18 protein-coding genes are annotated in these 25194 nt (G+C 43.6%); 8 read left to right on the top strand and 10 right to left on the bottom strand.

Translation table 11 applies throughout. The annotated features are described in order from the left end of the window. The first annotated feature begins 43 nt into the window (after positions 1-43). The 3 genes from K5R16_RS03395 to K5R16_RS03385 all read left to right on the top strand — a co-directional run bounded on the left by K5R16_RS03395 (position 44) and on the right by K5R16_RS03385 (position 5168). A complete protein-coding gene (locus K5R16_RS03395) occupies positions 44-2554 on the top strand; it encodes a VolA/Pla-1 family phospholipase (protein WP_220736146.1) in 2511 nt (836 codons plus the stop codon). A 408-nt stretch (positions 2555-2962) separates the two neighbouring features. Further along, entirely contained in the window at positions 2963-3994 is a 1032-nt protein-coding gene (sohB, locus tag K5R16_RS03390) for a protease SohB (RefSeq protein WP_220736145.1), read from the top strand. A 127-nt stretch (positions 3995-4121) separates the two neighbouring features. Further along, positions 4122-5168, top strand: a complete 1047-nt coding sequence (locus tag K5R16_RS03385) for an AraC family transcriptional regulator (protein ID WP_220736144.1) — start codon at positions 4122-4124, stop codon at positions 5166-5168. 35 nt (positions 5169-5203) lie between these two features. On the opposite strand, the gene K5R16_RS03380 is transcribed toward K5R16_RS03385, so the two are convergent. From K5R16_RS03380 to K5R16_RS03365, 4 genes are all read right to left on the bottom strand, one after another. Next, positions 5204-6391 carry an SO2930 family diheme c-type cytochrome gene (locus K5R16_RS03380; protein WP_220736143.1) on the bottom strand — a complete coding sequence of 396 codons (1188 nt, stop codon included), beginning with the start codon at positions 6389-6391 and terminating at the stop codon, positions 5204-5206. A 103-nt stretch (positions 6392-6494) separates the two neighbouring features. Then, the gene (locus K5R16_RS03375; RefSeq protein ID WP_220736142.1) at positions 6495-9143 is read right to left on the bottom strand and encodes a parallel beta-helix domain-containing protein; all 2649 of its coding nucleotides are present in this window, start codon (positions 9141-9143) and stop codon (positions 6495-6497) included. Positions 9144-9640: 497 nt separating this feature from the next. Next, positions 9641-10738, bottom strand: a complete 1098-nt coding sequence (locus tag K5R16_RS03370) for a YdiY family protein (protein ID WP_220736141.1) — start codon at positions 10736-10738, stop codon at positions 9641-9643. Positions 10739-10854: 116 nt separating this feature from the next. Beyond that, positions 10855-11499, bottom strand: coding sequence for an arylesterase (locus K5R16_RS03365; RefSeq protein WP_220736140.1), 645 nt, complete (start codon positions 11497-11499; stop codon positions 10855-10857). On the opposite strand from K5R16_RS03365, the gene K5R16_RS03360 reads away from it, so the two are divergent. Together K5R16_RS03360 and K5R16_RS03355 are read left to right on the top strand one after the other, a co-directional pair. Continuing rightward, positions 11480-12217 carry an ABC transporter ATP-binding protein gene (locus K5R16_RS03360; RefSeq protein ID WP_220736139.1) on the top strand — a complete coding sequence of 246 codons (738 nt, stop codon included), beginning with the start codon at positions 11480-11482 and terminating at the stop codon, positions 12215-12217. The two genes, K5R16_RS03365 and K5R16_RS03360, sit on opposite strands and share 20 nt — an antisense overlap. Then, the gene (locus tag K5R16_RS03355) at positions 12208-14661 is read left to right on the top strand and encodes an ABC transporter permease (protein ID WP_220736138.1); all 2454 of its coding nucleotides are present in this window, start codon (positions 12208-12210) and stop codon (positions 14659-14661) included. The genes K5R16_RS03360 and K5R16_RS03355 overlap by 10 nt, the downstream gene beginning before the upstream one ends. A 316-nt stretch (positions 14662-14977) precedes the next feature. Here K5R16_RS03355 and K5R16_RS03350 read toward each other — a convergent pair whose 3' ends face one another. Continuing rightward, positions 14978-15883 carry a TIGR01777 family oxidoreductase gene (locus K5R16_RS03350; protein WP_220736137.1) on the bottom strand — a complete coding sequence of 302 codons (906 nt, stop codon included), beginning with the start codon at positions 15881-15883 and terminating at the stop codon, positions 14978-14980. Between the two features lie 380 nt (positions 15884-16263). Here K5R16_RS03350 and K5R16_RS03345 point away from each other — a divergent pair, with 380 nt between their 5' ends. Both K5R16_RS03345 and K5R16_RS03340 read left to right on the top strand, forming a co-directional pair. Then, entirely contained in the window at positions 16264-17346 is a 1083-nt protein-coding gene (locus K5R16_RS03345; protein WP_220736136.1) for an AI-2E family transporter, read from the top strand. A 5-nt stretch (positions 17347-17351) separates the two neighbouring features. Continuing rightward, on the top strand, positions 17352-18275 hold the full coding sequence (locus K5R16_RS03340) for a class I SAM-dependent methyltransferase (protein WP_220736135.1): 924 nt from the start codon (positions 17352-17354) through the stop codon (positions 18273-18275). Between the two features lie 65 nt (positions 18276-18340). Here K5R16_RS03340 and K5R16_RS03335 read toward each other — a convergent pair whose 3' ends face one another. The 4 genes from K5R16_RS03335 to ackA form a co-directional block, all read right to left on the bottom strand. Then, positions 18341-18565: a hypothetical protein gene (locus K5R16_RS03335; protein ID WP_220736134.1), complete on the bottom strand. Its 225-nt coding sequence runs from the start codon at positions 18563-18565 to the stop codon at positions 18341-18343. Positions 18566-19194: 629 nt separating this feature from the next. Then, positions 19195-19653, bottom strand: a complete 459-nt coding sequence (locus K5R16_RS03330; RefSeq protein WP_220736326.1) for a hypothetical protein — start codon at positions 19651-19653, stop codon at positions 19195-19197. A 393-nt stretch (positions 19654-20046) separates the two neighbouring features. Then, positions 20047-22191, bottom strand: coding sequence for a phosphate acetyltransferase (pta, locus tag K5R16_RS03325; protein WP_220736133.1), 2145 nt, complete (start codon positions 22189-22191; stop codon positions 20047-20049). Between the two features lie 105 nt (positions 22192-22296). Then, entirely contained in the window at positions 22297-23493 is a 1197-nt protein-coding gene (gene ackA, locus K5R16_RS03320) for an acetate kinase (RefSeq protein ID WP_220736132.1), read from the bottom strand. Between the two features lie 466 nt (positions 23494-23959). Here ackA and yfbV point away from each other — a divergent pair, with 466 nt between their 5' ends. Further along, complete coding sequence (gene yfbV, locus K5R16_RS03315; protein ID WP_220736131.1) at positions 23960-24403, top strand: terminus macrodomain insulation protein YfbV; 444 nt, start codon at positions 23960-23962, stop codon at positions 24401-24403. Positions 24404-24415: 12 nt separating this feature from the next. Here the strand turns inward: yfbV and pflA are convergent, their stop codons facing one another. Next, on the bottom strand, positions 24416-25156 hold the full coding sequence (pflA, locus tag K5R16_RS03310; RefSeq protein WP_220736130.1) for a pyruvate formate lyase 1-activating protein: 741 nt from the start codon (positions 25154-25156) through the stop codon (positions 24416-24418). Positions 25157-25194 lie beyond the last annotated feature (38 nt).

Here is a 25194-nt window from a genome sequence, read left to right as displayed (position 1 = left end):
TAAGAGAAAACAAAATTATTACAACAAGATTTGGGGAAAAAAGATGAAAAAGCTCTTTTTAGGTGTCGCAATCACATCTGCATTGGGTCTCACCGCTTGTAGTGAAGACAGTTATAACGAATTAGTCGACAAAACGGAACCATTGGTCCCTCAATCAGTTATCGTCTTTGATCCTGCTGGAGGCGAACTACCACTGCCAAATGACATTCTTTTTAGTGGCACGCTCGATGGCACTATTAATATCCCAGAGGATAAGGATCCTACCAAACCGAGTGAAAAGAAAGGTGATTATACCGATCCAAGTATAGCCTTAGGAGCATTGGATGGTTGGTCGACCACCGCGCCTATTTCGATTGAAGTTGCACCAGCAACTGACTCTGATGGTACAGTCTTAACCTTGAGCAAAGTATCGGTTGAGCAACCAGGCGCAGTAAGAATGTTTGAGGCGACAGTCGGCGGTTCATTGTCTTCTGATCCTGATTGTACTGGTGCTCCCGATATTTCAGCTTGTAAAATTGGTGCCGAACTGCAGTTTGGGGTTGACTTTGTATCTACGGCTTCTGGCAATAAAATTGTTATTGTGCCGCTCAAGCCGCTTAAAGCAAAACAGTCTTATGTTTACGCGACAACCAATCTTGTTCAGGATTCAGCAGGTCGTGCAATCGCGCCGTCATCGACCTACTCATTACTAAAGCTTGATATCGAGACCAAACCATTAGAAACCCCTTCACAACTTTTACTGCAGGCTGCTGTGAACAGTTACGAAAAAGGCATGGCAGCAGCGGGCGGCCCAGATGCTGAATCTGTTAGTTTCTCAGGGATTTTCACCACGCAGTCAGTGGCTGATGTTTATGAAGTGTCAAAACTATTAATTGTCGGTGATCTTGAATATAAACCAGAGTTTATAGTTCCACCTACCGATAGCGGTGTTTCATTAGCGGTCAAGTTAGGCTTGCCGGAAGGGCATCCTGCCTACAATGGCGCTAGCAAAGTTAACATTTGGACCGCGGCACTAAAGTTACCTGTGTATGGTGAATGCTCGTCAGCAAACTGCTTGAGTGCAAAAGGTGAACCTTTAATTAGCAGCTGGTGGACGGCGGATTATGACAGCCCTGTTTCTGTACTCACAGCATTACAAGCGGGAACTCTTAGTCAAGAAAACTATTTTGCACAAGCCATAGCTAATGAAATCGAAGATCCTATCGCTGCACTCAGTGACCCAGCACAATTGGCGGGTAAATCTTGGTTCTTAGATGAACGAGATGATGATGGTGAGCTGGTGTCTACCGATACTGCTCGACACTTAACTAAATATAACCCTATCCCGGAGGTAAAGAGTTATGAAACGGTTCCGGTGTTGATGACGGTTCCAAACACGGTTCCTGCTCCTGCAACGGGTTGGCCTACAACAATGGCTATGCATGGCTTAGGTGGCGGTAAGGAGATGGCCTTTGCTTATGCGGGTACTTATGGTGAACTTGGTGTAGCAACGATTGCTATTGATATGCCTTTGCATGGTGCACGTTCATTTGATGCTAATGGTGACGGTATTTATGAAGTATCTGCAACGGATCCAAGTTTCGGTAATGTAGTGGGCACTCCTAAAGCCTTTGCAAATGGTAACCCATTAGTATTTATTAACATCGCGAGTACATTAACGGTACGTGATAACTTCCGCCAAGCGACCTTGGATCACTTAGCTGTGCGCGCTGCTCTTACTGGTTATGCTCAACAACGAGCTACAGCAGGTGTTGGCCAAGTATTCGATAACAATCAAATCAGTGCGCAAGGCTTGAGTCTTGGTGCAATTGTGGGTACCGATTTTGCGACTTACGCAAGTACGGGACTGACTCACCCAAGTGGGGCAGACTTAAGTTCAGTGTATGCGCTTAATGCAGCTTCGCTTGTTGCACCATCAGGTGGATTTGCAGGTACCTTTATTGGTTCAGCGACATTTGGTCCAATGTTATTTGACAACATCGTCACAACTGATGCTTTCCTTGAGTTAGTTGAAGAAGCCAATAAGGATTTAGGTTACGAAGTCGGTTCGCCTGAATACGACGCGCTTGTGAAGTCGGTTTACGACGCCTTTTTGCCAACATTTGCCTTTGCAGTGCAAACCGCAGTTGATAGCGCAGACCCGATTAACCATGCCGCAATGCTTAAAGCTACGGGCTTGCCTATTCACCTAATTGAAGTGGTTGGTGATGGTGCAAACAGCTTACCAGACCAAGTTCTGCCTAATCGTGTACCTGCCTTCCCAATTTCAGGCACTGAGCCGTTGATTGAAAACTTAGGCCTTGCCTGTGTTGATTCAACGACAGTAGGTTCAGGTGTTGTGCGCTTTACTAAAGGCCATCACAGTTCAATCATTGATCCTACGGCAAAAGAAGGGATCACTGATGGGTTGGAAGGTGCAGTTACGGTTGAGATGCAAACTCAAGCAGCCGCCTTCTCATACAGTGCTGGTTTACCTGAGGGAGGCCCATTCATAGCTGTTGGTTCCGTCATAGGCACCGATGCAGCGAAAATGGTAGTACAACCTTGTATGTAATATTGACTGTTTAACAGTTTAAAAACCCAGCTTTTGCTGGGTTTTTTATTGGCATTTTTAATTGCACTTTTAATTACGACATAGGCTGCTAGAATAGCGGGCAATAATACCAATTGCATTAAAAGTTTGACCATTCAGCGGGAATTCAAAACGCTGTAGGCAAGTAGTGGGATTTGAGCTAATAGTTATTCTTTATCCAATTCCCATAGCGAAGCATACAGCGTTTTTAAACTCGCACTACGTGAGGCCCTCAGTCTTTCCACTTCTGCTTTGCATTGGCTTAAAAGGGAATAACCATTTCTTTACCAATGCGCTTTGAATTGAAAAGACTGAGGGGCTCTGAACTGGCCAAATACTTAATGCAATTGGTATAAATGAGAATAACAATCGATGTAGTTGGAGAATATTTTGGAATTTCTGTACGAGTACGGCCTATTTTTGGCTAAAGCAGTGACGATAGTTGTGTCTATTTTGGCTATTGTGATTGTGGTGCTGGCATCATCTATGAAGCACAAAGCTGAAAAAGGTGAGCTGAAAATCACTAATATTAGTGAAGATTTAAAGTCGTTGAAGCATGATTTGAAAGAAGAGCTGTTATCTAAGAAAGCATTCAAGGCTTATGAGAAAAAGATAAAGGCAGACGAGAAAGAAAAAGACAAAGCGCAAAAAGACAGTAAAGAACCTGAAACCGATCCTAAAGTATTTGTGGTCGATTTTAAGGGCAGTATTGATGCCGGTGAAGTGGCGTCTTTACGCGAAGAGATAAGCGCGATTTTGACTATTGCTGACAAAGGCGATGAAGTCATCGTTAATGTTGAAAGTGGCGGCGGTATGGTCCATGGTTACGGTTTGGCATCAAGCCAGCTCGATCGCTTAAGAAAAGCCGAAATCCCATTATCAATCTGTGTCGATAAAGTGGCTGCAAGTGGTGGTTACATGATGGCTTGTGTGGCTAACAAGGTGTACGCAGCGCCGTTTGCTATTGTCGGTTCTATTGGGGTTGTTGCCCAAGTGCCTAACTTTAATCGTTTGCTTAAAAAGCATGATATTGATTATGAGCAACATACTGCAGGCGACTTCAAACGCACTCTGACTATCTTTGGTGAGAATACGGATGAAGGTCGCGAAAAGTTCCAGAAAGAGCTTGAAGAGACACATGTGCTGTTTAAAGAGTTCATTTCTAAGTACAGACCAGAACTTGATATTGCTAAAGTGGCTACCGGTGAGCATTGGTATGGTCAGCAAGCCATTGAGCTTGGCTTGATTGATGAAGTGGCTACCAGTGATGACGTGATTCTAAAGCTTGCTAACGAACGCACAGTCGTTAAAGTAAGTTACCAGCTTAAGAAGAAACTGTCTGATAAGATTGCTCATGGTGCATCTTTGTCTTTCAACGCAATTTTTAATAAATTTGCAGAAAAGAACCAACCGCTAAAATAGTTGGTGCGATATCAGTAAAAGCCTGCAGTTGCAGGTTTTTTTGTATCTAAATTTAAATATAGGCTATTAATTAACATCTAAATCCGTTAAAAATGTAGTTAGAAATGTACTAATTTAGCGGAGTAAAATGCATAAAGTTTGCAGTTACAAACCACACTTGATGGTTGGCGACCAGTCTTACCCCGCTTATGAATTAACAAACCTGATCAGCTACTTAAAAAAACAATTCGGCGTAGAGGCTGTAGAACAGCTGTGCCAAGAGATAGGGGTCGGTGAAAATGAATTAGCGCTTTGCCAATTCGTCTATGTGTGGCAAGTCGATTACGCTATGACCTTCTTGCAGCATTTAAGCCAAGACCCTGAAGTGGGGGCCAAGGCTGCTAGCGAGTATCAAATCACTGACTTAGGTTTTTTACTGGGTTATCTAACAAAGTATAAAACCTTAGGTGAATGTCTTGAGTTTGTTATTGCGCATCCGGAACTCGTTGGTAGCTTTTCGGATACGCTAATACGTAATGAAGAGGGTTTACTTAAGGTTAGATGGCTCAATACTAACAAGCTCGATATTAATAAATATAGTTGTCAGTTTCAGCACAGCATTGCCTCTTTGATGACCTTTGCGCGACAGTTAACGGGTGGCGAGGTGAACGTCAAAGAGATCGCCTTGGCTGAACCTAAACGCAGTGCCAACTTTTTAGCCTCGTGCACCGGCGCGTCAGTCCGTTTTGATGCCGAATTTTTTGAATGGTCTATCGAGCATCAGTTGTTGAGCTTACCCATTACTTTCTCTTTTGCTGCCGCAGAGCCTGGTATTACTGTAGACCCTAGTCATTCTTACATTTCAGAACTTCTCGCTGAGCTAAGAGAAAGTGCACCAGAATTACCGAGTATGGATGCGGTAGCATTAACGCAAAATATCAGTAGTCGCACATTAAGACGTCGGTTGTCGAACGCCGGTACGAGTTATCAAAAGCTGGTCGACCAAGTTCGTTGCCAAATGGCCATAGAGCTTATTTTGTCGAATGACCACTCGATTGAATCAATATCAGATTATATGGGGTTTGGTGATGTTAGCCATTTCAGGCAAAGCTTTAAACATTGGATTGGCCATCCACCCGGGCATTTTCACCGTCTTAATCGAGGTAAAGATAAAGCAAGCGGCTCACTGAGTTGATTCAATTGAACCGCTTTACTAGGATCTGTTGCTTATTATAAGTGTTGGCAATTTCCCCAGTCAGCTGGCATGGCATCTATCCACTGCTTAATCATTTCTACGGCTTCAGTGTGCACTATTGCTCGACCAAGTGGCGGCATTCTGTCTTTTGCTTGATTGAGCTCTTGACGATAGACCGCGATGGAATGTTCACCGTCACCTGGAATGATGTCATAAGATAAGCCTTTGGCGCCGCCATCCCAACCAGGAGGCTGTTTACAGATCCCATACTGATAGCTGCTATGATCAATATAAAAGCCAAGACGCAATCCCGAGATGCTGGCAAACCCATCTGCGTTATGGCAATGAGCACAGTTTATATCCAGATAGCCTTTGGCTCGAGATGTTAATGAAGCACTGTGATCGTTTATCTCTGCCGTTTTTCCCACTTCACTGAGATCTGGTAAGTCATTTAACAAACTGAGGTGTTGCCATAGCAGCAGCTGATTGATGCTTTGACCTTGATAATTGATATCACGATTCAGTAGGTGGGCTTTTATGCCTATGGGCCTGATAAGTGCTGTTTGATTGTCACTGCCAAGCGTAGATTGATGGCATATTTTGCACTCGGCTCGACTAGGGACATGATAATCGAATACCTCTTTCACACCTTGATGGTTCAAGCTGTGGGGCACGTCTAAACCTGCTTGTTGCAGTGTGGCTTCTGCGCCATTCCAAACATAAGGCAGGGTGGTCCAGCCCGCTTGTCGATGAATGAGTAGCCGAGTTTCTATTTGTACCTCATTGTTGGCGCCGCTGACTTGAGTATCGAAAGGTAAGGAGAACGTTTTTATTAGTACGGTGCCTACAGGCATCTCAAAGGTAGTGGTAGGGTGGTAGTTGATTTGTTTGCCTTGAGGCAGGAAAATAAAGCGGTGTTTGTTGGCGTAATTTGAAAATAGCTGTGTCGATAGCTGGTAAGCCATTCCGGGTGGGACTGGATCTGATGTTGGCACACTCGGGTCAACAAATAGTCCATATTGGGAGAGGCTTTGGCAGTCCTCAGTCATTAAGGCAAGCCAGTTAACTTCGCTCGTCGTATTGTCACATACTGATACTGGAGGTTCTGTTACTGGCACATCTGGCGTTGTGGGTATTTGATCAATAACTTGCTCAGTAGAATCATCTGAGCCACCACACGCGCTTAACGACAAGATTAAAATGAATATCGCTATTTTATCCATAAGCTACCTAATCAATTTACTTAATAACACTGATACTGAAAAAATTGCTGAATTTATTGAATAAAAAAGGCCGGGATTAACCGGCCTTTTTATGTATCTCTATTTAGTTTGAGCAAGATGCACTTGGTAGACGTTTAATCCACTCATTGATTAGTGCAACACCTTCAGCATGTGAGAGGCTACGACCAATCTCTGGCATTCTGTCACCTGGATTGTTGGTTTCCATACGGAAATGTAAGATAGACTCTTCCGGGCTTCCTGGAACAACATCAAAGCCTAGAGAACCACCACCATAAGCGACTGGTGACTTACAAGTTCCGTGTGATAACCCTGCATCTTCTGCATATGCTCTCCAGTACTCTAGCTTTAAGCCAGTATTAGAGGCATTGCCTTCAGGGCGATGACAATGAGCACAGTTAATATCTAAGTAACCTTTAGCTGTTTTCATTAGCGCTTCATCACTAAGGCTAGTCACACTCGCTTCATCACCATCATTGTATGCTGGAATAGTATCGATGGTGGCCACATCAGGTACACCTTGTAAAATACCTGCTGCTTGCCACTTCATTAACTGGTTCATGCTGCCATCGGCATAGGCATAATCTTTGTTGAGTAAGCGCGCTTTTGGCCCAATAGGGACAAACTTAGCCGGACTATCAGCGTCAGCTTTAAACTGGTGACACTGTTTACACTGATTCATGCTTGGTACCACATAATCAAAGTCCAACGACTCGCCGTTATGCATGACTTTCTTGCCTTGAATTGCGCCAGCTTTTGCAAGTACAGCATCTGCTTTTTCGGCGTTCCACACATAAGGCAGTGCAGTCCAACCGGTTTCGCGGTGGATCAATAAACGAGTTTCTACTAAATCTTCGTTGTCCAATCCTCGCTTGCTCGTATCAGCAGGTAGGGCAAAGGTCTTAACTAATACAGTACCCACAGGGAAGTCGAGTGACTCCATTGCTGAGTAATCCGCTTTTTTACCCTCAGGCACAAATACATAACGATACTTGCTAGAGTAATCGGTAAACAGCGGCGTATTTAGGTCATAAGGCAAACCGCCAGAGTTTGGCGTATCAGCTGGATTTTTAGCATCTGCAAATAGGTTGTAGTCCGACAGGTTAGGGCAGTTAGCTTTCAGTAACGCATCCCAAGAGGCATTGCTACCTTCAGCTTTACAAAGGGTTAAGTCACCATCACCAATAAGGCCAACTTCACCTTCGCCAATGCTACCGCCGCCGCCAACAAGATTGCCGCCATCACAACCTTCAGTCTCATCGTCTACACCACAACCAAAGATCTGTTCACCAAAGGTCACGGTATGTACAGGTAAACTCACCTGAGCACAGTTCATTAGCTTGTCTTGAGTCTTCTCATAGAGGACTTCAGGGATTGATATATCAGTATTCTCATTTGCGTATAGACGGCCAAAAGAGACATCGCCGTTGTCGCTAGCACAAACATTATCGCTGCCGTCAGCGGCAAATGGCATTTCCTGTAATCCAAGGTATGCAGCGGTACCATTATTAGACAGCATCTCGCCTAAGCCGTCGTACAGTACGCCAGGAAAAGCGCCGTGAGTGAACAGGTAAGCCTTAATGATGTCATCAATTAGGTAACCATTTGGCTTTTGGCCGTACCCAGTTATGACGTTATCGTGGATATAAATATTACGCGGTGTAGGGCGCCAGCCATCTTCAATCGGTTGGCCTGGTTGGCCATAGTTTCCGACAAAGGCGTTCATATCAGGTTCTGCAATGAAGAAGCTTGAAATAGTGATACCCATGGTATCGTGGTTGGTAACTTCGTTATTAAATATTTCAACATCATCAGTGGAAAGAATAATCATACCTGTACCCGGTGGTACGATATGAACGCCAGCAGGATTGGCGGATGCATTGGCAAAGTTTTTGGTATTGTTATCATAAACTTTGTTATTGAAAATTCTTACGCTTGAGCCGTATCTATGGTTGTTGATGGGGAGATCGAACACCAAAATACCACCGGTATTACCCATGGCTTCGTTATCGTATACGTCTGCATATTTTGAGTTTTCTATCTCAATACCGGCAACGTTCTCTTTGGCTATGTTACGTCTAACCACAATGTACTGCGACTGCCCGACATAAATACCCGCATCGGCACTACCACGCACATAGGTGTCTTCAATGAGAATGTTTTCACACTCAACAGGGTAGAGGCCGTAAGCGCCGTTATCTTCGTCTAGCTCACCTTCCCAAATGGTCGCCAAACGACGCAAGATGATACCGTTGGTATTTTTAAGTTTGATACCGTTATTTTTGGCTTCATTGACGGATAGATCTTGAATAATGATATTAACGGCGTTCTGCACAAAGATGCCATCGCCGGAGTTCGCCTTGGAGAAATCGAGTACTGTTTCATTTTGGCCGTAACCCATAATGGTGATGTTTTTGGCAAAGCTGCCATCACCGTCTACATCACCATCAAACAGCAGTGTAGATTCAATTTCGAATGTGCCTTTTGGCAGTACGATAACATCGTTACTTTGGGCGTTTATGAGTGCTTCTTGAATCCGAATAGTGAGATTTTCACCCTCTTCAATCATTATTGCGCCGTCAGGAAAGGAAGGCCCTTCGGGCTCAGGCGTCACGACCGGTGGGGTTTCTATTTGTACCGGGTCGTCATCGTCAGAAGAACAAGCCCCCAAGCTTATTGCAACTGCAGTGGCGATTAATGATGGCATTAGCCATGAAGGTTTCTTGTTGAGCATAGCGTCTCCAGAATTATTTTTATTATGCGCTTCTTAGATTGCACTGACGTACCAGATAAGCAATGTGAAATCCGGACAACAAGTTTGCAACATTGTGTTATCAAATGCTTTTTGAGCTGCAATTAAACGTAATGAGTGCTGTTAGCTATTGAAAATTATTATGAAGCGCAAACAATTCAAACGACTGTATTATTTTTTGTACTGTTCAAGCTTTCGCTAAATTATTTTACCGTGCAAGGTATTGTTAAAATAATAGAGAAACAGAGGCTTATGAAAACGAAGCTAACAAATGACAATTAAGCAGGGGTTATTAACGGTAGAGAGAAGCTAAATATACAGTTTAGTCAGTAGCTGGGGGCATTGTGACGCAATTTTTTTGAACGATAACTCTTATAAGCCGATTTTTACAGTGACGACATGATGGTGTTGGATGTCGTTATCTTTGTATGTTACGCACAGTGCGTTGGTTTAGCTATCCAGCATGTTTTGTAAAAACATTAAAGGTCGATACCAAAGCCAATAATAAACTGATAGTCATTGGGCTCTGGAGTTAGCCCGTTAGCGTCTGGCTGGGGGTTATTGGTTCGGTCCCAAACGAATGACAGGTCAAGGTCAAACATATCTGTTAATTCTATCTCTAACGTTGCAATAGCGTGATGGGTATAGCCGCCTGAGGCCTCATTACCGTATTGCAATCGATACAGTGCATTAAAGTCTATGTCAGATGAAATTTCGGTATCGTATAAGCTTTCAATGACCAATGTCGCACTGCTATCACTTTGATCTTCATTAACTTCAACGGTATCGAATCGAGTTAACGTATAAGCGGGGCCGCCACTGACACTCCACTCTGTTTTTGGGTTGTCGATAATATTGTAACCGAGACCAGAACCTATGGTTACTCGGTAATCGGTATTTAAAAAGGGATCAATGTAGACTTCAGCAAATACTGGGCGAAGGTAAAACTGTTTAGAGATAAACCAGTCAAAGTTACTATTGATACGATGGTTGTTGATGTTGTTCTCACCATCTGTTTCTGAATAATTGCCGATATAGTCTAGATTAAATCTTGATTGGGTTGTTCTGCGCTTTGTTTTAGCTATCGCACTATAATCAATTTGGTCGGTATTACCTTTGCGAAAATTGGCGCCTAAGCTAATTTTACTGGACCAATAGTTAGCTTCAGTTTGTTCACCAGCAATGATGGTCATTATTTTCGAATTATCAAACTCTTCACCGTTAATGTAGGACTTTCCATCTTTGATTAATAGCCTGCCTGATTTAGTGGTGAGGTCAGTAAATCCAATACTAACAATGCTACTACTCTGCAATACCTTCACGTCTTCCCAATCAATAAGTACACTATCAAGCTCGTCGCTATCAAATTCAAGTTTGTCATCATAGAGGTTAACAATCTCGCCCTTAAGTAGCTCCAAGGATGTCAGTTGCAGCCAGTCATACTGGCTATCAGCGGGGAGGGTTATCTGTTCGGGGGTAATTTGAGCTAAAGGCTCTGCTGCTAAAACAGATGTATGTAAACAAAAAAGTGTAAAACTACCGATTGCTAGCGTTCCAAAATTGACTTTTTTGTTCATCGAGATCCCTTGCCATTCATTTATCTTAAATACGACTGATTACAGATTATTGCTGTGGTCGTTTTATAATTTACAAACTTGCCTTGTTAGCTACAACTATTTTGTTGTTTTTAATGCTATTTAGTGTCAATAGAAGTAGCTTGTTGTAACCATGGCTGCATAAATTCTGCGATTTGTGGTTGGGCTTTTGCATTTGGATGGATCCCATCTCTTTGCATCAACGTACTGTCAGTGACAATCAACTCCATAAAGAACGGCATCAAGGTAATATCATGCTCTGCAGCGAGTTCTTTATAAACGGTTGAGATCTGAGAGGCGTAGCGTGGGCCATAGTTAGGCGGTACCATAATTTCGCTCAATAGCACTTTTATCTGTTTATCTTGGGCAAGCTCGATGATTTTTGTAAGATTATTTTTCAGCTGCTTAGGCGGAAAACCACGAAGACCATCGTTGCCGCCCAGTTCAATTAGCAGCACTTCAGGGCTAGCAGAGTCAAGCAGGGCGGGCAGTCTGCGCAATCCACCTGCTGAGGTTTCACCACTAACAGAGCCATTAATGATGGTATGATCGGGCATTTTATTACGCAGAAGATGAACCCAACCTTCATTTTCTGGCATGCCATAACTTGCACTTAGGCTGTCACCTAGGATTAATATAGGGGCAGCACTTAGCGGGAAACTGCTGAAAATAAATAATAAGACAAAACCGAGTCGTCGGTTTTTAAGGTCTAAGAAGGGTTTTATGTCTGAAAAATGCGCCATAACAGTAAGCCACCTAGTTAAATCGGTTAATACTCAAGAGGGAGAACTGACTATCCTCAACGGCATTAATATGGATGTCAAGCAGGGAGAGAGTGTTGCGATACTTGGACCCTCTGGTTCAGGGAAATCAACACTACTGGGCTTGCTTGCTGCGCTTGACTCCCCGAGCCAAGGCTCCATTTTACTCGATGGTGTGGCATTGGAGACTCTCAATGAGGAATCTAAAGCTGCACTTCGAAAGCAAAAAGTGAGTTTTATTTTCCAATCTTTCATGTTGGTCGATACCTTGAATGCACTTGAGAACGTCATGTTACCTGCAGAACTCGCAGGGATCGCCAATGCGAAAGAGAAATCTCAGGCGATGCTAGAGCGCGTTGGATTAAGTCATAGACTGAACCACTTTCCTAACCAATTATCAGGTGGCGAGCAGCAGCGTGTGGCGATTGCCCGGGCTTTTATCTGCGAACCGAAAGTACTGTTTGCTGATGAACCGACGGGTAATTTGGATTCAGCCAACAGCGATAAAATAGCTGATATGTTGTTTGAACTCAACCGAGAGAGCGATACTACGTTGGTGTTAGTGACTCACGACATGGTGCTAGCGAGTCGCTGCCAACGCCAGTTTGTTATGGACTCTGGTCATTTGAGCGAGAAGCAATCTGCTCCAGCAGCAGAGGTTGATGACAACGTTGCACAAGAGGCAAGTTCATGGAGCTAAGACTAGCATGGAGGCTATTTAAGCGGGAATTGTCTCAAGGTCAGCTACTGCTGATTATTTTGGCGATCACCTTAGCGGTGTTGTCGGTGACAGGTTTAGCATCTGTAAGCGAGCGCTTGCAGCTTGCTATCAACGGCCAAGCTTCAAAATTTATCGCTGCAGATAGAATTATCAACTCGCCGAAAAAAATTGATCCTGCTGTGCTTGCTATCGCGGATGATATTGGTTTGTCCCGCGTAACCAGCATGCAGTTTAACTCTATGGTTTACGCCGGGGATGAATTTCAACTGGTCACAGTTAGAGCGGTTGAGCAGGGTTACCCACTGAAGGGAGACATCGAGCTAAGTACAGGAGTGGCTGAAGGGCTGCCTAGTGCCGATAATATTTGGTTTGAAACTCGACTCGGGGGTCTGCTTGGTTATCCTAAGCACATTGAAATTGGTAACGCTAATTTTGGTTTATCAAAAGAGATAGTCCGCTTACCTGATGCGGGTTTTAATCCATTCGCATCTTCACCAGTGGTGCTGATGCGCATTGAAGATGTAGCCAAAACTCAAGTTATTCAACCTGGTAGCCGAGTCACTTATTTGTATCAGTTTACCGGTGACAGCGTAAAACTTGATGCTTTTGAGCAGCAAGCTAAACCGTTACTCAACACCAGTCAGCGCTGGGTAGATGTGCAATCGGGAGATTCGCCAATTGCCAGCGCGGTGAAACGAGCAGAGCGTTTTCTGTTGCTAGCGAGCTTACTGGGTATTGCTTTGGCCTGCGCCGCGATAGGCATCGCTGCGCAACGTTACTGCCAACGTCATTATGATGTTGTGGCCATGCTCAAAACATTTGGCGCATCAGCAAAACAGATCAGAGTGTTATTTGGTACGCATTTGCTGCTAGTCACTGCAGTGGGAGTGGTGCTTGGGCTCGTTGGTGGCTTTGGCTTAGACCGCGCGATCACCTCCTTTTTACCCGCTGAAATAGCTGCTTATAGCCCGCCCATAAGTCGTCCTATCTTACTGGGTATTGGTACCGGCTTTATTAGTGCCTTTATGTTTTCTGCTTATCCTCTAATGCGCTTACTGGCCATTCCTCCGCTCAGAGTATTGCAAGGACACCTTGAAGGTTTGCAGTTAGGCATGTGGCTACATCTGCTACTGAGCTTAACTGCGATGGCGATATTAGGGTATTTGTACTCTCAAAGCTTGGCGCTAACACTAACAGTGGTTGCTGCGGTCTTGTTGTTAGGCGTTTTGCTGAGTGTGTTAGGCTTCTTTATGATCCGCCTAGGCCATAGCGTTGGCATGAAGACCACTAATCCATTGCAACTTGCATTAGCTGGACTTCGACGCCGAGCGCGGCAAAATGCTGTGCAATTGGTGGGCTTTAGTAGTGCGTTAGTATTGTTGTTGACCATTTTTGCGCTCAGGCAAGATATCTTAAATGAGTGGCAAAAGCAGTTGCCAGAGAATGCGCCTAATTATTTCTTAGTTAATATTGCACCAGAAGAAACCAATGCTATTGCGGACTTTTTAAAGCCTCATGTAAAAGTGCCGCCGGTTATTTATCCGGTGATCAGAGGCCGCTTGACCGCGATTAATGATGAGATACTCATCTCATCAGAGCAAAAGAAAGCGGGTGAAGAGGGACGCGTTGGGATCTCTCGAGAGCTGAACTTAACTTATCGCGACAGTATGCCCGACAACAATGAACTGATATCAGGTAGCTTTAACCAAGACACCTATGATGTTTCAGTTGAATCAGGTGTCGCTGAGCGTTTAGACATTGGCCTGGGTGATAGACTCACCTACACCATCGATAATCAGTCATTAACGGTGAAAGTGGCTAGTATTCGTGCCGTTCATTGGGAAACACTGCAGCCGAATTTCTTTATGATTTTTACCAAAGAAGCTCTTGCTCCGTTTGCTTATACCTCTATGTCGAGTTTCCATCTAGAGGATGCTCAACGGTCAGTGATTTTGTCCTTAATTAAGCAATTCCCAACCGTGTCAATTATTGATGTTGGTGCGATGGTGATGCAACTTCGACAAATCATCGAACAGGTGTCGTTGTCGCTGACGTTGGTAATGGTGTTAGTGCTATTGGCGAGCGCATTAGTGATGATCGCGCAAACTGAAGCTGGAATGGCAAGTCGTCAACGAGAGCTGGCAGTACTTAGAACATTTGGCGCATCAGGTTGGCTACTTCGAGCTGCAACGGGTTTAGAGTTTGCCTTACTCGGCACGATTGCTGGGGTATTGGCGGTTATTGTGGCTGAGTTTACGTTATATCTACTGAAGACTCAGGTATTTGAGCTTAATGTGTATATGCACTGGCCGTGGTGGGCAATAGCGCCGTTGTGCGGTGGGTTAGTTGTGGCATCTCTGGGGTTATGGCGTTGTCGTCAGCTGCTCAATAAATCCTGTGGTGAGCTGCTAAAAGCGCATTAATCATTAGGGACGATTGACCTTTCGCGCTTAGTTTATGTTCGAGTTCAATGATTTTAGGGTAAGGCTTGAGTGATGATGCTTAGCTCGCTAAGTGAAAGCGCGTCAGGCAGCGATAAGAGCATTGAAACCAACCCGAAGGGTCGTGCTTTTTGGCTATTTTACTGCGTTGTAGACTATTTGTGGCGAATGACTCAACTGCATCGCTTCTGGCTTGTTAAAGTCGCCAATAAACAGCGGCAAAACAACGGTGAAAGAACAATCACACTAGTATGTGATGAAAAAAAGGGATGCGGCTAGTGCATCCCTTTTTCTTTTATTATTTGAAAATTTCGCTAAAAGCTTCATCAATATTTGCATAGTTAAATTCAAAACCATCAGTGAGTGCTTTTTGCGGCACGACATATTGCCCATCAATGAGTAGTGTCGACATCTCGCCTAATGCCAGCTTCAGCCCGAATGCTGGTGCTGGAATACAAGTTGGGCGTTTTAAGGCTGTGCCCATTGCATGAGTAAATACCTTATTGCTTACCGGAGCAGGTGCACAGCCGTTATAAATGCCGCAGCACTGCTCATTGTTAAGCATAAACTCAATCAAACGGATGAGATCGGTTTGGTGGATCCAGCTCATTCCCTGTTTGCCGTTTGCAATCGGCCCCCCTAAGCCGAGTTTAAATGCTGGTAGCATCTTAGCTAATGCGCCGCCGTGAGCGCCAAGTACCAGTCCAATACGCACGATACAAACGCGGGTTGAATCGCTTACAGCATTTAGTGCTTCTTGTTCCCATTGAGAACATACTCTATGGGTAAACTCACTTTTGCTTTCTTGGCTTAAATTAAAGTCTTCATTGATATGCTGCTCGCCTTGGCGACCATAAAAACCTACCGCAGACGCGCTAATGAAAGTGCTAGGGGGGTTATCACTGGCTTTAATAAGTGCAGAGATTTTGTTAGTGATCTGCCAACGGCTCTGACAAATGGCCTCTTTTTGGTCACTAGACCAACGTTTACCCGCAATGGGTTCGCCCGCTAAATTGATGACAGCATCAAAACTGTCCAAGTTTGCTAGGTTGTCGAGATCCGCGAGATAACGGTGAGCTGCACCTAATTTAGCGGCAGCATTTTCAGGAGATCTAGTGAGCAGAGTCAGTTGATGATCAGGACTTAGCAAGTTAACTAATTGACTGCCAACAAATCCACTCGCGCCGGTAATTAATATATTCATAGGCTTTTGTTTTTAGGAGGGTCTTACTAGAGTTTACGCCATTGACGCAAATAAAGATCTCTTCACTGTTAAAATTGTTTTAGATCTAACACCACTTTTGCTAGAAAGTTGTATTTTAATGTAGCTTTTCAGCAGCTATTTATTGAGCTGAATTGACTTCTAACGTATTCGTTAAAACTAAAGCAGTGCTTTCTACAAAATCATGCGATAATTCAAGCTATTATTTATTTTTAATCAACAGAATAATTTGTGAACTGTCTATAAATGGTGAGTTTACTGGTTAGACTTGGCATTTTAGCGATGGAACCTTAGGATAGGGTTCTGATCTTTATTCATTGCAGTAAACTGTAATTTGATTGTTAATCTACAAGGATTTATTAATGGGCCGATTTGAGAACCAAGGCGTGGCATTTAGAGGCTTTGCCATCTCTGCATTCATAGTGGTGATTTTGGCAGGGATAAAAACAGCAAGCCCGATAGTGGTTCCTTTTGTGCTGTCGGTGTTCATTGCGGTGATCTGTAATCCGGTCATTAACTGGCTCACTCGCCATAAAGCACCAAGAGGGCTTGCGGTATTAATGCTAATGGCATTTATCGTATTAATGGGATTGTGGTTGGCTTCATTAGTAGGCACCTCGATTAACGAGTTTTCAAAACAACTACCGTTTTATCGCGATCAGTTGATTGAGCAGTTTTCTTGGATTGTCGATAAACTAGCGGCGCTTAATATTCAGATCTCGAAAGAGCAGATTTTAGCCTATTTTGACCCAGGTATTGCGCTGTCAATGACCACCAATATGTTGACTGGCGTCGGCAGTGTGATGGCGAATCTGTTTTTGATTATTTTGACCGTTGTGTTCATGTTGTTTGAGTCAAATGGCTTTTCAAGAAAAATGCATCTCGCGCTTGATGACCCTGATATGCGACTAAAACAGATAGACCGTTTTCTCCACTCGGTTAATCAGTATATGGTTATAAAAACGCTAGTCAGCTTGGGAACGGGTTTTATTGTTGGACTCGGTTTGTACATTATTGGCGTTGATTATGCCTTGCTGTGGGGCGTGATTGCTTTTCTATTTAACTATATCCCTAATATCGGTTCGATTATTGCTGCAATTCCGTCGGTGTTACTCGCTTTCATACAGATAGGTCCAGGCGCTGCAGGTGCAGTTGCTTTGCTTTATCTAGGAACCAACACCATTATGGGCAATGTGGTAGAGCCCCGCTATATGGGACGTGGTTTAGGCTTGTCGACTTTGGTGGTGTTTTTATCATTAATATTTTGGGGATGGTTACTCGGCTCAGTCGGTATGCTGTTGTCTGTACCATTAACCATGATCGTTAAAATAGCGTTAGAGTCGAGTCAAGATGGTCGCTGGCTAGCAGTGCTGCTGGGTGATGATGTCGCCGAAGGTGAAGTTGAGTCCGAAGAAAGTTTAAAGATAGAACAAAGTAAAAAGTGAGTTAAATGCAGTTATTTATTGAAGCAATAAAAGACCTTACCTTTGGTGAAGATGTTGGCCGTTTATTCCATGGCCGTGGTGGTTGTTATCAAGGTGCGGAGCATCTTTGTTTAGATTGGTTTGCGCCCGTTATATTGTTAACCAGTTTTAAACCATTGACTGATGATGAGCTTTCAGTGATCACTGAAGCTTTAGAGCAACGTTGGTGCGAGCTAAAAGGTGATACACCGATTAACTTAGTTTTTCAGTATCGCGCTGGTGGTGAGACACATACTGACATCCTGAAAGGCGAAGTGCCTGATAAGCACGTAGTCACTGAAAATGGTGCTCAATTTCAGGTGCACTTATTGAAAGGGCAAAATCACGGCTTATTCTTGGATATGAGCAATGGTCGGCAGTGGGTTCGTGACAACAGTGCTGGTAAAAAGATACTGAACTTGTTTGCCTATACTTGTGGCTTTTCTGTAGCTGCGCTGCAAGGAAAGGCCGCTGAAGTGGTTAATATTGATATGAGTAAAGGCTCGTTATCGATAGGTAAGCAAAATCATTTGTTAAACGGCTTTGGCTCCGGTGCGCGTTTCTTAGGTCACGATATTTTTAAATCTTGGGGCAAGCTTACTAAACTAGGGCCTTATGATTTGATTATTGCCGATCCGCCTAGTAATCAAAAAGGCAGTTTCGTGGCAACTAAAGACTATGCTCGACTGTTGAAACGCTTGCCGAGTTTACTTGCAGCTGATGGAGACATTCTTTTGTGTCTCAATGCGCCTGAACTCACTATCGATTTTCTAAAGGGGCAGGTGGCAGAATACAGCCCTAGTTTAACGTTAGAGCAGCAGTTGCAGAACCCAAAGGTGTTTAATGATGTTGATCCTAACAAAGCACTAAAAGTGTTGCGCTATAAACAACAGAACGATTCGGTGGCTTAGTTAAGTTTACAGAGTGAAAAGGCCAAACAGCATGTTTGGCCTTTTTTGTTCCTGAGCTAGGCAGTTTAGTAATTAAGACGTTCGCTGAGGGCCGATTGCCCATGTGACTCTATTACCTTGGCTATACTGCTGTGCTCTCTATGACTCAATGAAGATATTTCACTGATAAGCGTACCTTGTACATCAATTGGAATATTCATCTTCTCCATAAACATGTATATCGACAGGTCGTCACCTTGCTCAAATAACTCAGCGAGTTTGCCTGCTTCAAAGTCAATTAATGCATTCATTATCTTTTACCTCTAATTAGCGCAGTTAATTCAATGGGGATCATTCAGCGATGCTGTTTATTAAGTGATAGCAGTACATGTTGCTGGCTTGTATATTTTTTGGGTGTATAAAAATGGCTGTTTAGCGTAAAAGTGAATAAAAAAATGAAAGACTTTCAGTTTTTGGTACGTTAAATAGAGTGTTCTAGCCTTAAAACAGTGTTTTAGGCTGTTTTTGTGTTTTAAACTGAAAGTTTTCTGTAAGTGACGTGGTAATGCTGTTATAATCTGCGATAGAAACACTGCAGAGTTGGCATGTTTTAAGAAAGGCAAAATGTCACACTATTGATGACATGCTTTTGTACCCTACACCTAAATCAAAGATCCGGAGTCGTTATGGAAATTCAGGAATATGAAGGCGCATATTATCAACTACAAGATGAGATGTTAGAGTCTCTGCCAGTTGAAATGGATGAAGAAGCATTTTTGGATTAGGACAACCGTAGATAAAACTATTTATAACAGTTTTTTCTAGAAGAAATAGCAACCATAGGGTTGCTATTTTTGTTTGTGAGTTATGTCATAAGCTAGCACCTAGCACCTAGCACCTAGCACCTAGCACCTAGCACCTAGCACCTAGCACCTAGCACCTAGCCATTTACATTTCTTTTTTCAGGCACCACTTCGGTGATAATCCATTTCCCTTTGCGTTTATTTAAGCGCAATGTTCTATCATCGACCCAAAACTGGCCACCGCGTAACCCCATAATCTTTACGATGACGGTGACATCTTCAGTTGTCTTTCGAAAGAAATCGATGTCAACTTCATCGACTTCCATCTCGACGTCAGTCAATGACAAATTGAGTACATGTCGCTGCACTGAAGCTGCAATGTAATAATGTGACAGAATATCCTTCATCGAGTCATCGACGAACAGTTTGGCCTTCTCTACATCACGTTCCACATAAATAGCATTTAAAAAGCCGAGAGAAGAGAGCTCTGGCGTACGCATAGAGGGAATTGATGGATCTGCTAATACAGATTGACCCGCGGTATTGTCACATCCAGAAACGGCTAATAGAGAAGCAATAAGAATAAGGAGTTTCAACATAAGTTTTTATTATTTGTTTTTTAGCAGTATCACGATAATCCTGCGCTAACGCAAGATTTTACTGTTAGATCTAACGCAAAGCTTGACCTAGATAAAGATCTCAGGCATATCTGTATAGATAACTTATAAAGGTTATCCACAGAATCTGTGGACAAGTGTGTTGACGACTATTTTTAGTGTGGTTAAGTTATTAATATATCAGCATTAAATTGACTGGTCATTTTTTGACGCATTCACGTCGTGTTTACTATTTAGCCTGTTAATTCTGTTCTATTCCCCCAATGTTACTGTTAATGCGATCGCTACGATCCCTACTCGTGTTATTGCTACGGTATAAATACTCGACCAAAAAAAAGCCTGCATAAGCAGGCTTTTTTAGTTGTATCGTATTTAGCTTTCGTTTTGCGAAGCTTGGATTGCAGTAAGCGCAATAGTGTAAACAATATCATCGACAAGCGCGCCGCGTGATAAATCGTTGACTGGTTTGCGCATGCCTTGCAGCATTGGACCAATAGAGATTAGGTCAGCACTTCTTTGAACCGCCTTGTATGTAGTATTACCGGTATTTAGGTCTGGGAATACAAATACGGTTGCTTGACCCGCAACAGGGCTATCTGGCGCTTTAGAGCGAGCAACGTTCGGCATAACCGCGGCGTCGTATTGTAAAGGACCATCAATCACTAGATCTGGTCGCTTCTCTTTAGCAATGCGAGTCGCTTCACGTACTTTATCTACATCAGAACCGGTTCCTGAACTACCCGTAGAGTAACTGATCATTGCTACGCGCGGATCGATGCCAAATGCGATTGCCGATTCTGCTGACTGAATAGCAATATCAGCTAACTGCTCTGCATTTGGGTCTGGGTTAATGGCACAATCACCATAGACTAAGACTTGATCTGGCATCAACATGAAAAAGATAGAGGAAACTAAGCTTGAGCCCGGCGCAGTTTTAATTAACTGCAGTGGCGGACGAATAGTATTGGCTGTGGTATTAACCGCGCCAGATACGATACCGTCGACTTCGCCTTGAGCAAGCATCATAGTCCCTAGAACCATGTTGTCTTCTAACTGCTCTTTAGCAACGACTTCGGTTAAGCCTTTGTTACGGCGAAGTTCAACCATTGGCTCGACATAACGACTACGAGCAGATTCTGGCTCGATGATCTCTACGCCTTCACCTAATGTTACGCCTTGCAAAGTCGCAATACGTTCTATCTCTTCACGGTTACCCAGTAAAACACAGCGGGCAATACCACGTTCAGCACAGATGCTGGCAGCTTCAATTGTTCTTGGTTCATCACCTTCAGGTAAAACAACCGTTTTACGAGCGGCGCGGGCAAGTTCTGTTAGCTTGTAACGGAATGCTGGTGGCGACAAGCGATGCTCACGTGGTGAGTTTTTAGTAATGCTCTCAACCCAGCTCTGATCAATGTGCCCGGCGACAAACTCTTGAACCTGTTCAATACGCACGGCATCGTCTACAGGCACTTCATGGTCAAAGCGTTGAATGTTAAGCGAGGTTTGCCAAGTATTAGTATCGATTAAGAACACAGGTAAGCCAGTTTCAAAAGCTTGCTCACACAGTTCCATAATTTGTGGCTCTGGCTCGTAGCCACCTGTTAGCAATAGTGCGCCAACTTTGATGCCGTTCATTGAAGCAAGGCAAGCCGATACGATTACATCACTGCGGTCGCCAGAGGTCACGAGTAATGAATCTGTCTTAATATGAGTGACCATATTTGGAATACTACGGGCACAGAACGTAACTTTACGCATACGGCGAGTGTTCATTTCGCCTGCGTTGATAATCTTAGCGCTGAGGTGCTTGGCAAGATCTGAAGCACGAGGTGCCACTAGATCTAGGTTATAAGGCACGCTGCCTAAAATACGCAGTTTGCTCTTACCTGGCAGCTGGAACATGTTTGCTGCATCAGTGCGTTGAACACTGTCGTGATCAAATACTTCTGATAGGTCAGGGCGAGCGCGGCCTTCGTCATCAACTGGAGCACCAATTTTATTGATAATCGCGCCAATAAGGCGTTTGTTTTTATTTCCGCCCCATGAGTTATGCGAGATCTCTAAACGGTTCATTAATGCTGTCGCACTTTCATTGCCTGGCGTGGCGACAAAAATCACGTCTGCATCTAACGCCTTAGCAATCGCATGGTTTACATCACTTGAGAACGGGTGATTACGCGTTTGTACCAAACCTTCAACAATTAACGTCTCTGTATCGTCAGCACACTCAGTTGCACGGGCAATAATCTGCTCCATCAATACATCTGTCTTGTCTGCACGGATCAGGTTTTCTGCATGGTCCATCTCAAACGGTTCGAGTGGGTTAACAGTCGGTGATTTGCTTAAAATAGTGGTTGAACGCTCAGGTCCACGATCGTTTGGACGCTGCTGGGCGATTGGTTTGAAAAAGCGAACTTTAACACCGTGGCGCTCTAGCGCACGAACCATACCTAAACTAATTGATGTTAACCCTACACCAGTCCCTACCGGGATGAGCATAATGTTACGAGACATAAATACCTCTTAAAAACGCAAGAACGCCACAAAAGTATGGCCTTAAAAATTGTTATTTTGAGCTGCTGGGATCTCTAGCTAGCAGCTCAGAATAAACAGGTTTGACTATTTAATTAGTGCGACAGCATCTTGGGCAATAACCCACTCTTCATTGGTTGGGATAACCATTGCTACTGGACCTTCGTCTTTAGTAATTTTACCTTGCTTACCAAAACGCGCCGCAGTGTTACGTTCTTTGTCGACTTTAAAGTTAAAGATCGCTAATGAGTTCAGCACTTTTTCACGGATAACATCAGAGTTTTCACCGATACCACCGGTAAATACGACGGCATCAAGGCGCTCTAAAGGTACTGTGTATGAAGCGATATACTTCGCTAAACGGTAGCAGAAGATCTCAAGTGCAAGCGTGGCACCTTTGTGACCTTTCTCGTAGCCTTCTTCAATACCGCGGCAATCATTGGTTAGCTCAGAAATACCCAACAGACCACTTTGCTTGTTAAGTAGGTTGTTGACTTCATCTAATGTGTAACCAAGACGATTAACTAAATGGTAAATAATTGATGGATCCATATCGCCACAGCGTGTACCCATGACTAGACCTTCAAGTGGAGTTAAGCCCATAGACGTATCAACACTCTTTCCGCCTTTTATTGCTGTAACAGATGCACCGTTACCCAGGTGAGCACAGATAAGGTTAGTATCTGCTTCATCTTTACCTAAAGCAGCTGCGGTTTCACGGCTGATGAAAAGATGGCTAGTACCGTGCATGCCATAGCGGCGAATCGCATTTTCTCGGTAAAGCTTGTACGGCAGGGCATAGATAAAGGCTTTCTCCGGCATCGTCTGATGGAAAGCTGTATCAAACACGGCCACTTGTGGCAATTCTGGGAATGATGCTTGTGCTGCACGAATACCAATTAGGTGAGCAGGATTATGCAATGGCGCTAATGTGGCACAATCTTCGATGCCTTGAACCACTGATTCATCAATGATCACTGAGTGAGTAAATTTTTCTCCGCCGTGCACAACACGGTGGCCAATGGCTTGGATCTGTTCGGCAATTTGAGGGTGTGCACCTAAGATGTTGTTTACGATGTATTCAACAGCTTCTCTGTGAGCGGTAAATGCACCTAAGCTGGCATCATGTTTAGCGCCGTTAACTTTCCACTTAATCCGTGAGTCTTCAAGACCGAAACACTCGGCTAGACCTGAAATTTGGTCATCACCAGTTAGCGCATCAATAATCGCAAACTTAAGAGATGAACTACCGCAGTTAAGCACCAATACCAGTTTGTTTGACATGTTTAAACCTTTCGCAATAAGTAATGAAATCGTTTGATTCACTGAATAATACCAATCGGTATAAGTAGTGGGTCTACTCAGAGTGTTTTTGGCGAACTAATTCAAGGCGAATAATTGCCATAAAGGTTGTTCCCTTTTGCCTTTATCCAACACCGAAGTAGGAAGCCAAAAACACTCCTTACAGGCGAGTTTTAGCGACTCTGATGCTGCGTTAATGAGCTTGAGCGTAGAATAACTATGCGCTTCACTCACTGCCTTGCCTCAAAATCGCTAAACTCTCGCTGAGCGACCAAATCTTTATACCGAATGTTATAACAATAACTTCTATGGCAACTATAGGCCGAAGTCGTAAAATGTGCCCTGTAAAAGAGCGAAAATCTGTTGCTTACCGGGCATAGAGCCTTGGGGCAAGCCGAGTGTTTGTGCTAGAGTTAGGCTTGTTATCGTTTTTTAATAGGTGCCATTCTTGAGCATTCAAGTTCTCAAAACCTTAGGTGAAGGCCGTCGTTATATGAAGACTTGGCCTATGGTTAGACAACTGAGTTTTTATTTTCCTGAGTACCGCGTTATGCGCGCGACTCAAATTGCTTTGCCTTTAATGCCGCTGCTTGCGGTATTGGCTGGTGCCAGTCAGTTGTATCTGCATGGCTGGGATTACTTACCACAAGCAATCACTATTGCATTATTCTTTATCAGCTTACCTATTCAAGGTTTGCTATGGTTAGGTTGGCGATCCGCTCATCCTTTACCGTTAACTTTGTTGGACTGGGGTAATCAGTTATCAACAAAGCTGTCTCAAATGGGTGTTAGTTGTCGACCTTTAGGCGCTAAAGCTTGCTATTACGATATGGCGCTTATATTGAAAGCGGCATTCGAACGCTTAGATGCAAGTTATTGGGAAGAGCTTTAGCACGGCAAATATCTAATAAATCGCATTAATACCCATATCGATAAAGACTTGCTTTATCTGTTCCATCGTTTCGGTAGTTGGAGGAGAGATTTGATTGAGTTCATACTCTTCACCCATCGCTTCCCACTTATGTTTACCTAATTCGTGATAGGGCAGTAACTCTACTTTTTCCACATTGGTCATTGGTTTGATAAATTCGGCCAATGCTTGTGCCGATGGAATATCATCGGTAAATCCACCTACTACAACATACCTAATCCAAGTCTTTTGGTTTCGTTTATGCAAATGTTCGGCAAATTGTAATGTACGTTGATTGCTGACTTTGGTTAAATCGATGTGTTTTTCATCGTTTATCTGTTTAATGTCAAGTAATACCAAGTCGGTGCTATCAAGTAACTCATCAATAATTGGGGTATATTTGCGGACAAAACCATTGGTGTCTAAGCAGGTATGAATACCTTCTTTTTTACAAGCTCGAAAAAGCTCTTCGACAAACTCTGGTTGTAATACCGCTTCACCACCACTGGCTGTAACACCGCCACCGCTGGCTTCTAGAAAAGGTCGATAGCTAATGATTTGGCTCATTAGCTCATCGACTTTGATCTCTTTACCGCCGTGTAGATCCCAAGTATCGCGATTATGACAGTACTGACAACGCATCAAGCAACCTTGCATGAAGGTGATAAACCTTATGCCTGGACCGTCTACGGTGCCAAAGGACTCTAATGAATGAATCCGACCTGTTACTGCCATTATTACTCCTTGTGAGGCTAGTGCAGCACTTTGCTACG

It is taken from the genome of Shewanella sp. c952 (genome assembly GCF_019654975.1).
Taxonomy (GTDB): Bacteria; Pseudomonadota; Gammaproteobacteria; order Enterobacterales; family Shewanellaceae; genus Shewanella.
This window is presented reverse-complemented; position numbering and strand designations above follow the sequence as displayed.

What these genes read in the sequence shown, in the direction of transcription:
- K5R16_RS03395 (WP_220736146.1), top strand. Translation starts at nt 44, where the DNA reads ATGAAAAAGCTCTTTTTAGGTGTCGCAATCACATCTGCATTGGGTCTC.
- K5R16_RS03385 (WP_220736144.1), top strand. Translation starts at nt 4,122, where the DNA reads ATGCATAAAGTTTGCAGTTACAAACCACACTTGATGGTTGGCGACCAG.
- K5R16_RS03380 (WP_220736143.1), bottom strand. Translation starts at nt 6,391, where the DNA reads ATGGATAAAATAGCGATATTCATTTTAATCTTGTCGTTAAGCGCGTGT.
- K5R16_RS03375 (WP_220736142.1), bottom strand. Translation starts at nt 9,143, where the DNA reads ATGCTCAACAAGAAACCTTCATGGCTAATGCCATCATTAATCGCCACT.
- K5R16_RS03370 (WP_220736141.1), bottom strand. Translation starts at nt 10,738, where the DNA reads ATGAACAAAAAAGTCAATTTTGGAACGCTAGCAATCGGTAGTTTTACA.
- K5R16_RS03360 (WP_220736139.1), top strand. Translation starts at nt 11,480, where the DNA reads ATGTCTGAAAAATGCGCCATAACAGTAAGCCACCTAGTTAAATCGGTT.
- K5R16_RS03365 (WP_220736140.1), bottom strand. Translation starts at nt 11,499, where the DNA reads ATGGCGCATTTTTCAGACATAAAACCCTTCTTAGACCTTAAAAACCGA.
- K5R16_RS03355 (WP_220736138.1), top strand. Translation starts at nt 12,208, where the DNA reads ATGGAGCTAAGACTAGCATGGAGGCTATTTAAGCGGGAATTGTCTCAA.
- K5R16_RS03350 (WP_220736137.1), bottom strand. Translation starts at nt 15,883, where the DNA reads ATGAATATATTAATTACCGGCGCGAGTGGATTTGTTGGCAGTCAATTA.
- K5R16_RS03345 (WP_220736136.1), top strand. Translation starts at nt 16,264, where the DNA reads ATGGGCCGATTTGAGAACCAAGGCGTGGCATTTAGAGGCTTTGCCATC.
- K5R16_RS03340 (WP_220736135.1), top strand. Translation starts at nt 17,352, where the DNA reads ATGCAGTTATTTATTGAAGCAATAAAAGACCTTACCTTTGGTGAAGAT.
- K5R16_RS03335 (WP_220736134.1), bottom strand. Translation starts at nt 18,565, where the DNA reads ATGAATGCATTAATTGACTTTGAAGCAGGCAAACTCGCTGAGTTATTT.
- pta (WP_220736133.1), bottom strand. Translation starts at nt 22,191, where the DNA reads ATGTCTCGTAACATTATGCTCATCCCGGTAGGGACTGGTGTAGGGTTA.
- ackA (WP_220736132.1), bottom strand. Translation starts at nt 23,493, where the DNA reads ATGTCAAACAAACTGGTATTGGTGCTTAACTGCGGTAGTTCATCTCTT.
- pflA (WP_220736130.1), bottom strand. Translation starts at nt 25,156, where the DNA reads ATGGCAGTAACAGGTCGGATTCATTCATTAGAGTCCTTTGGCACCGTA.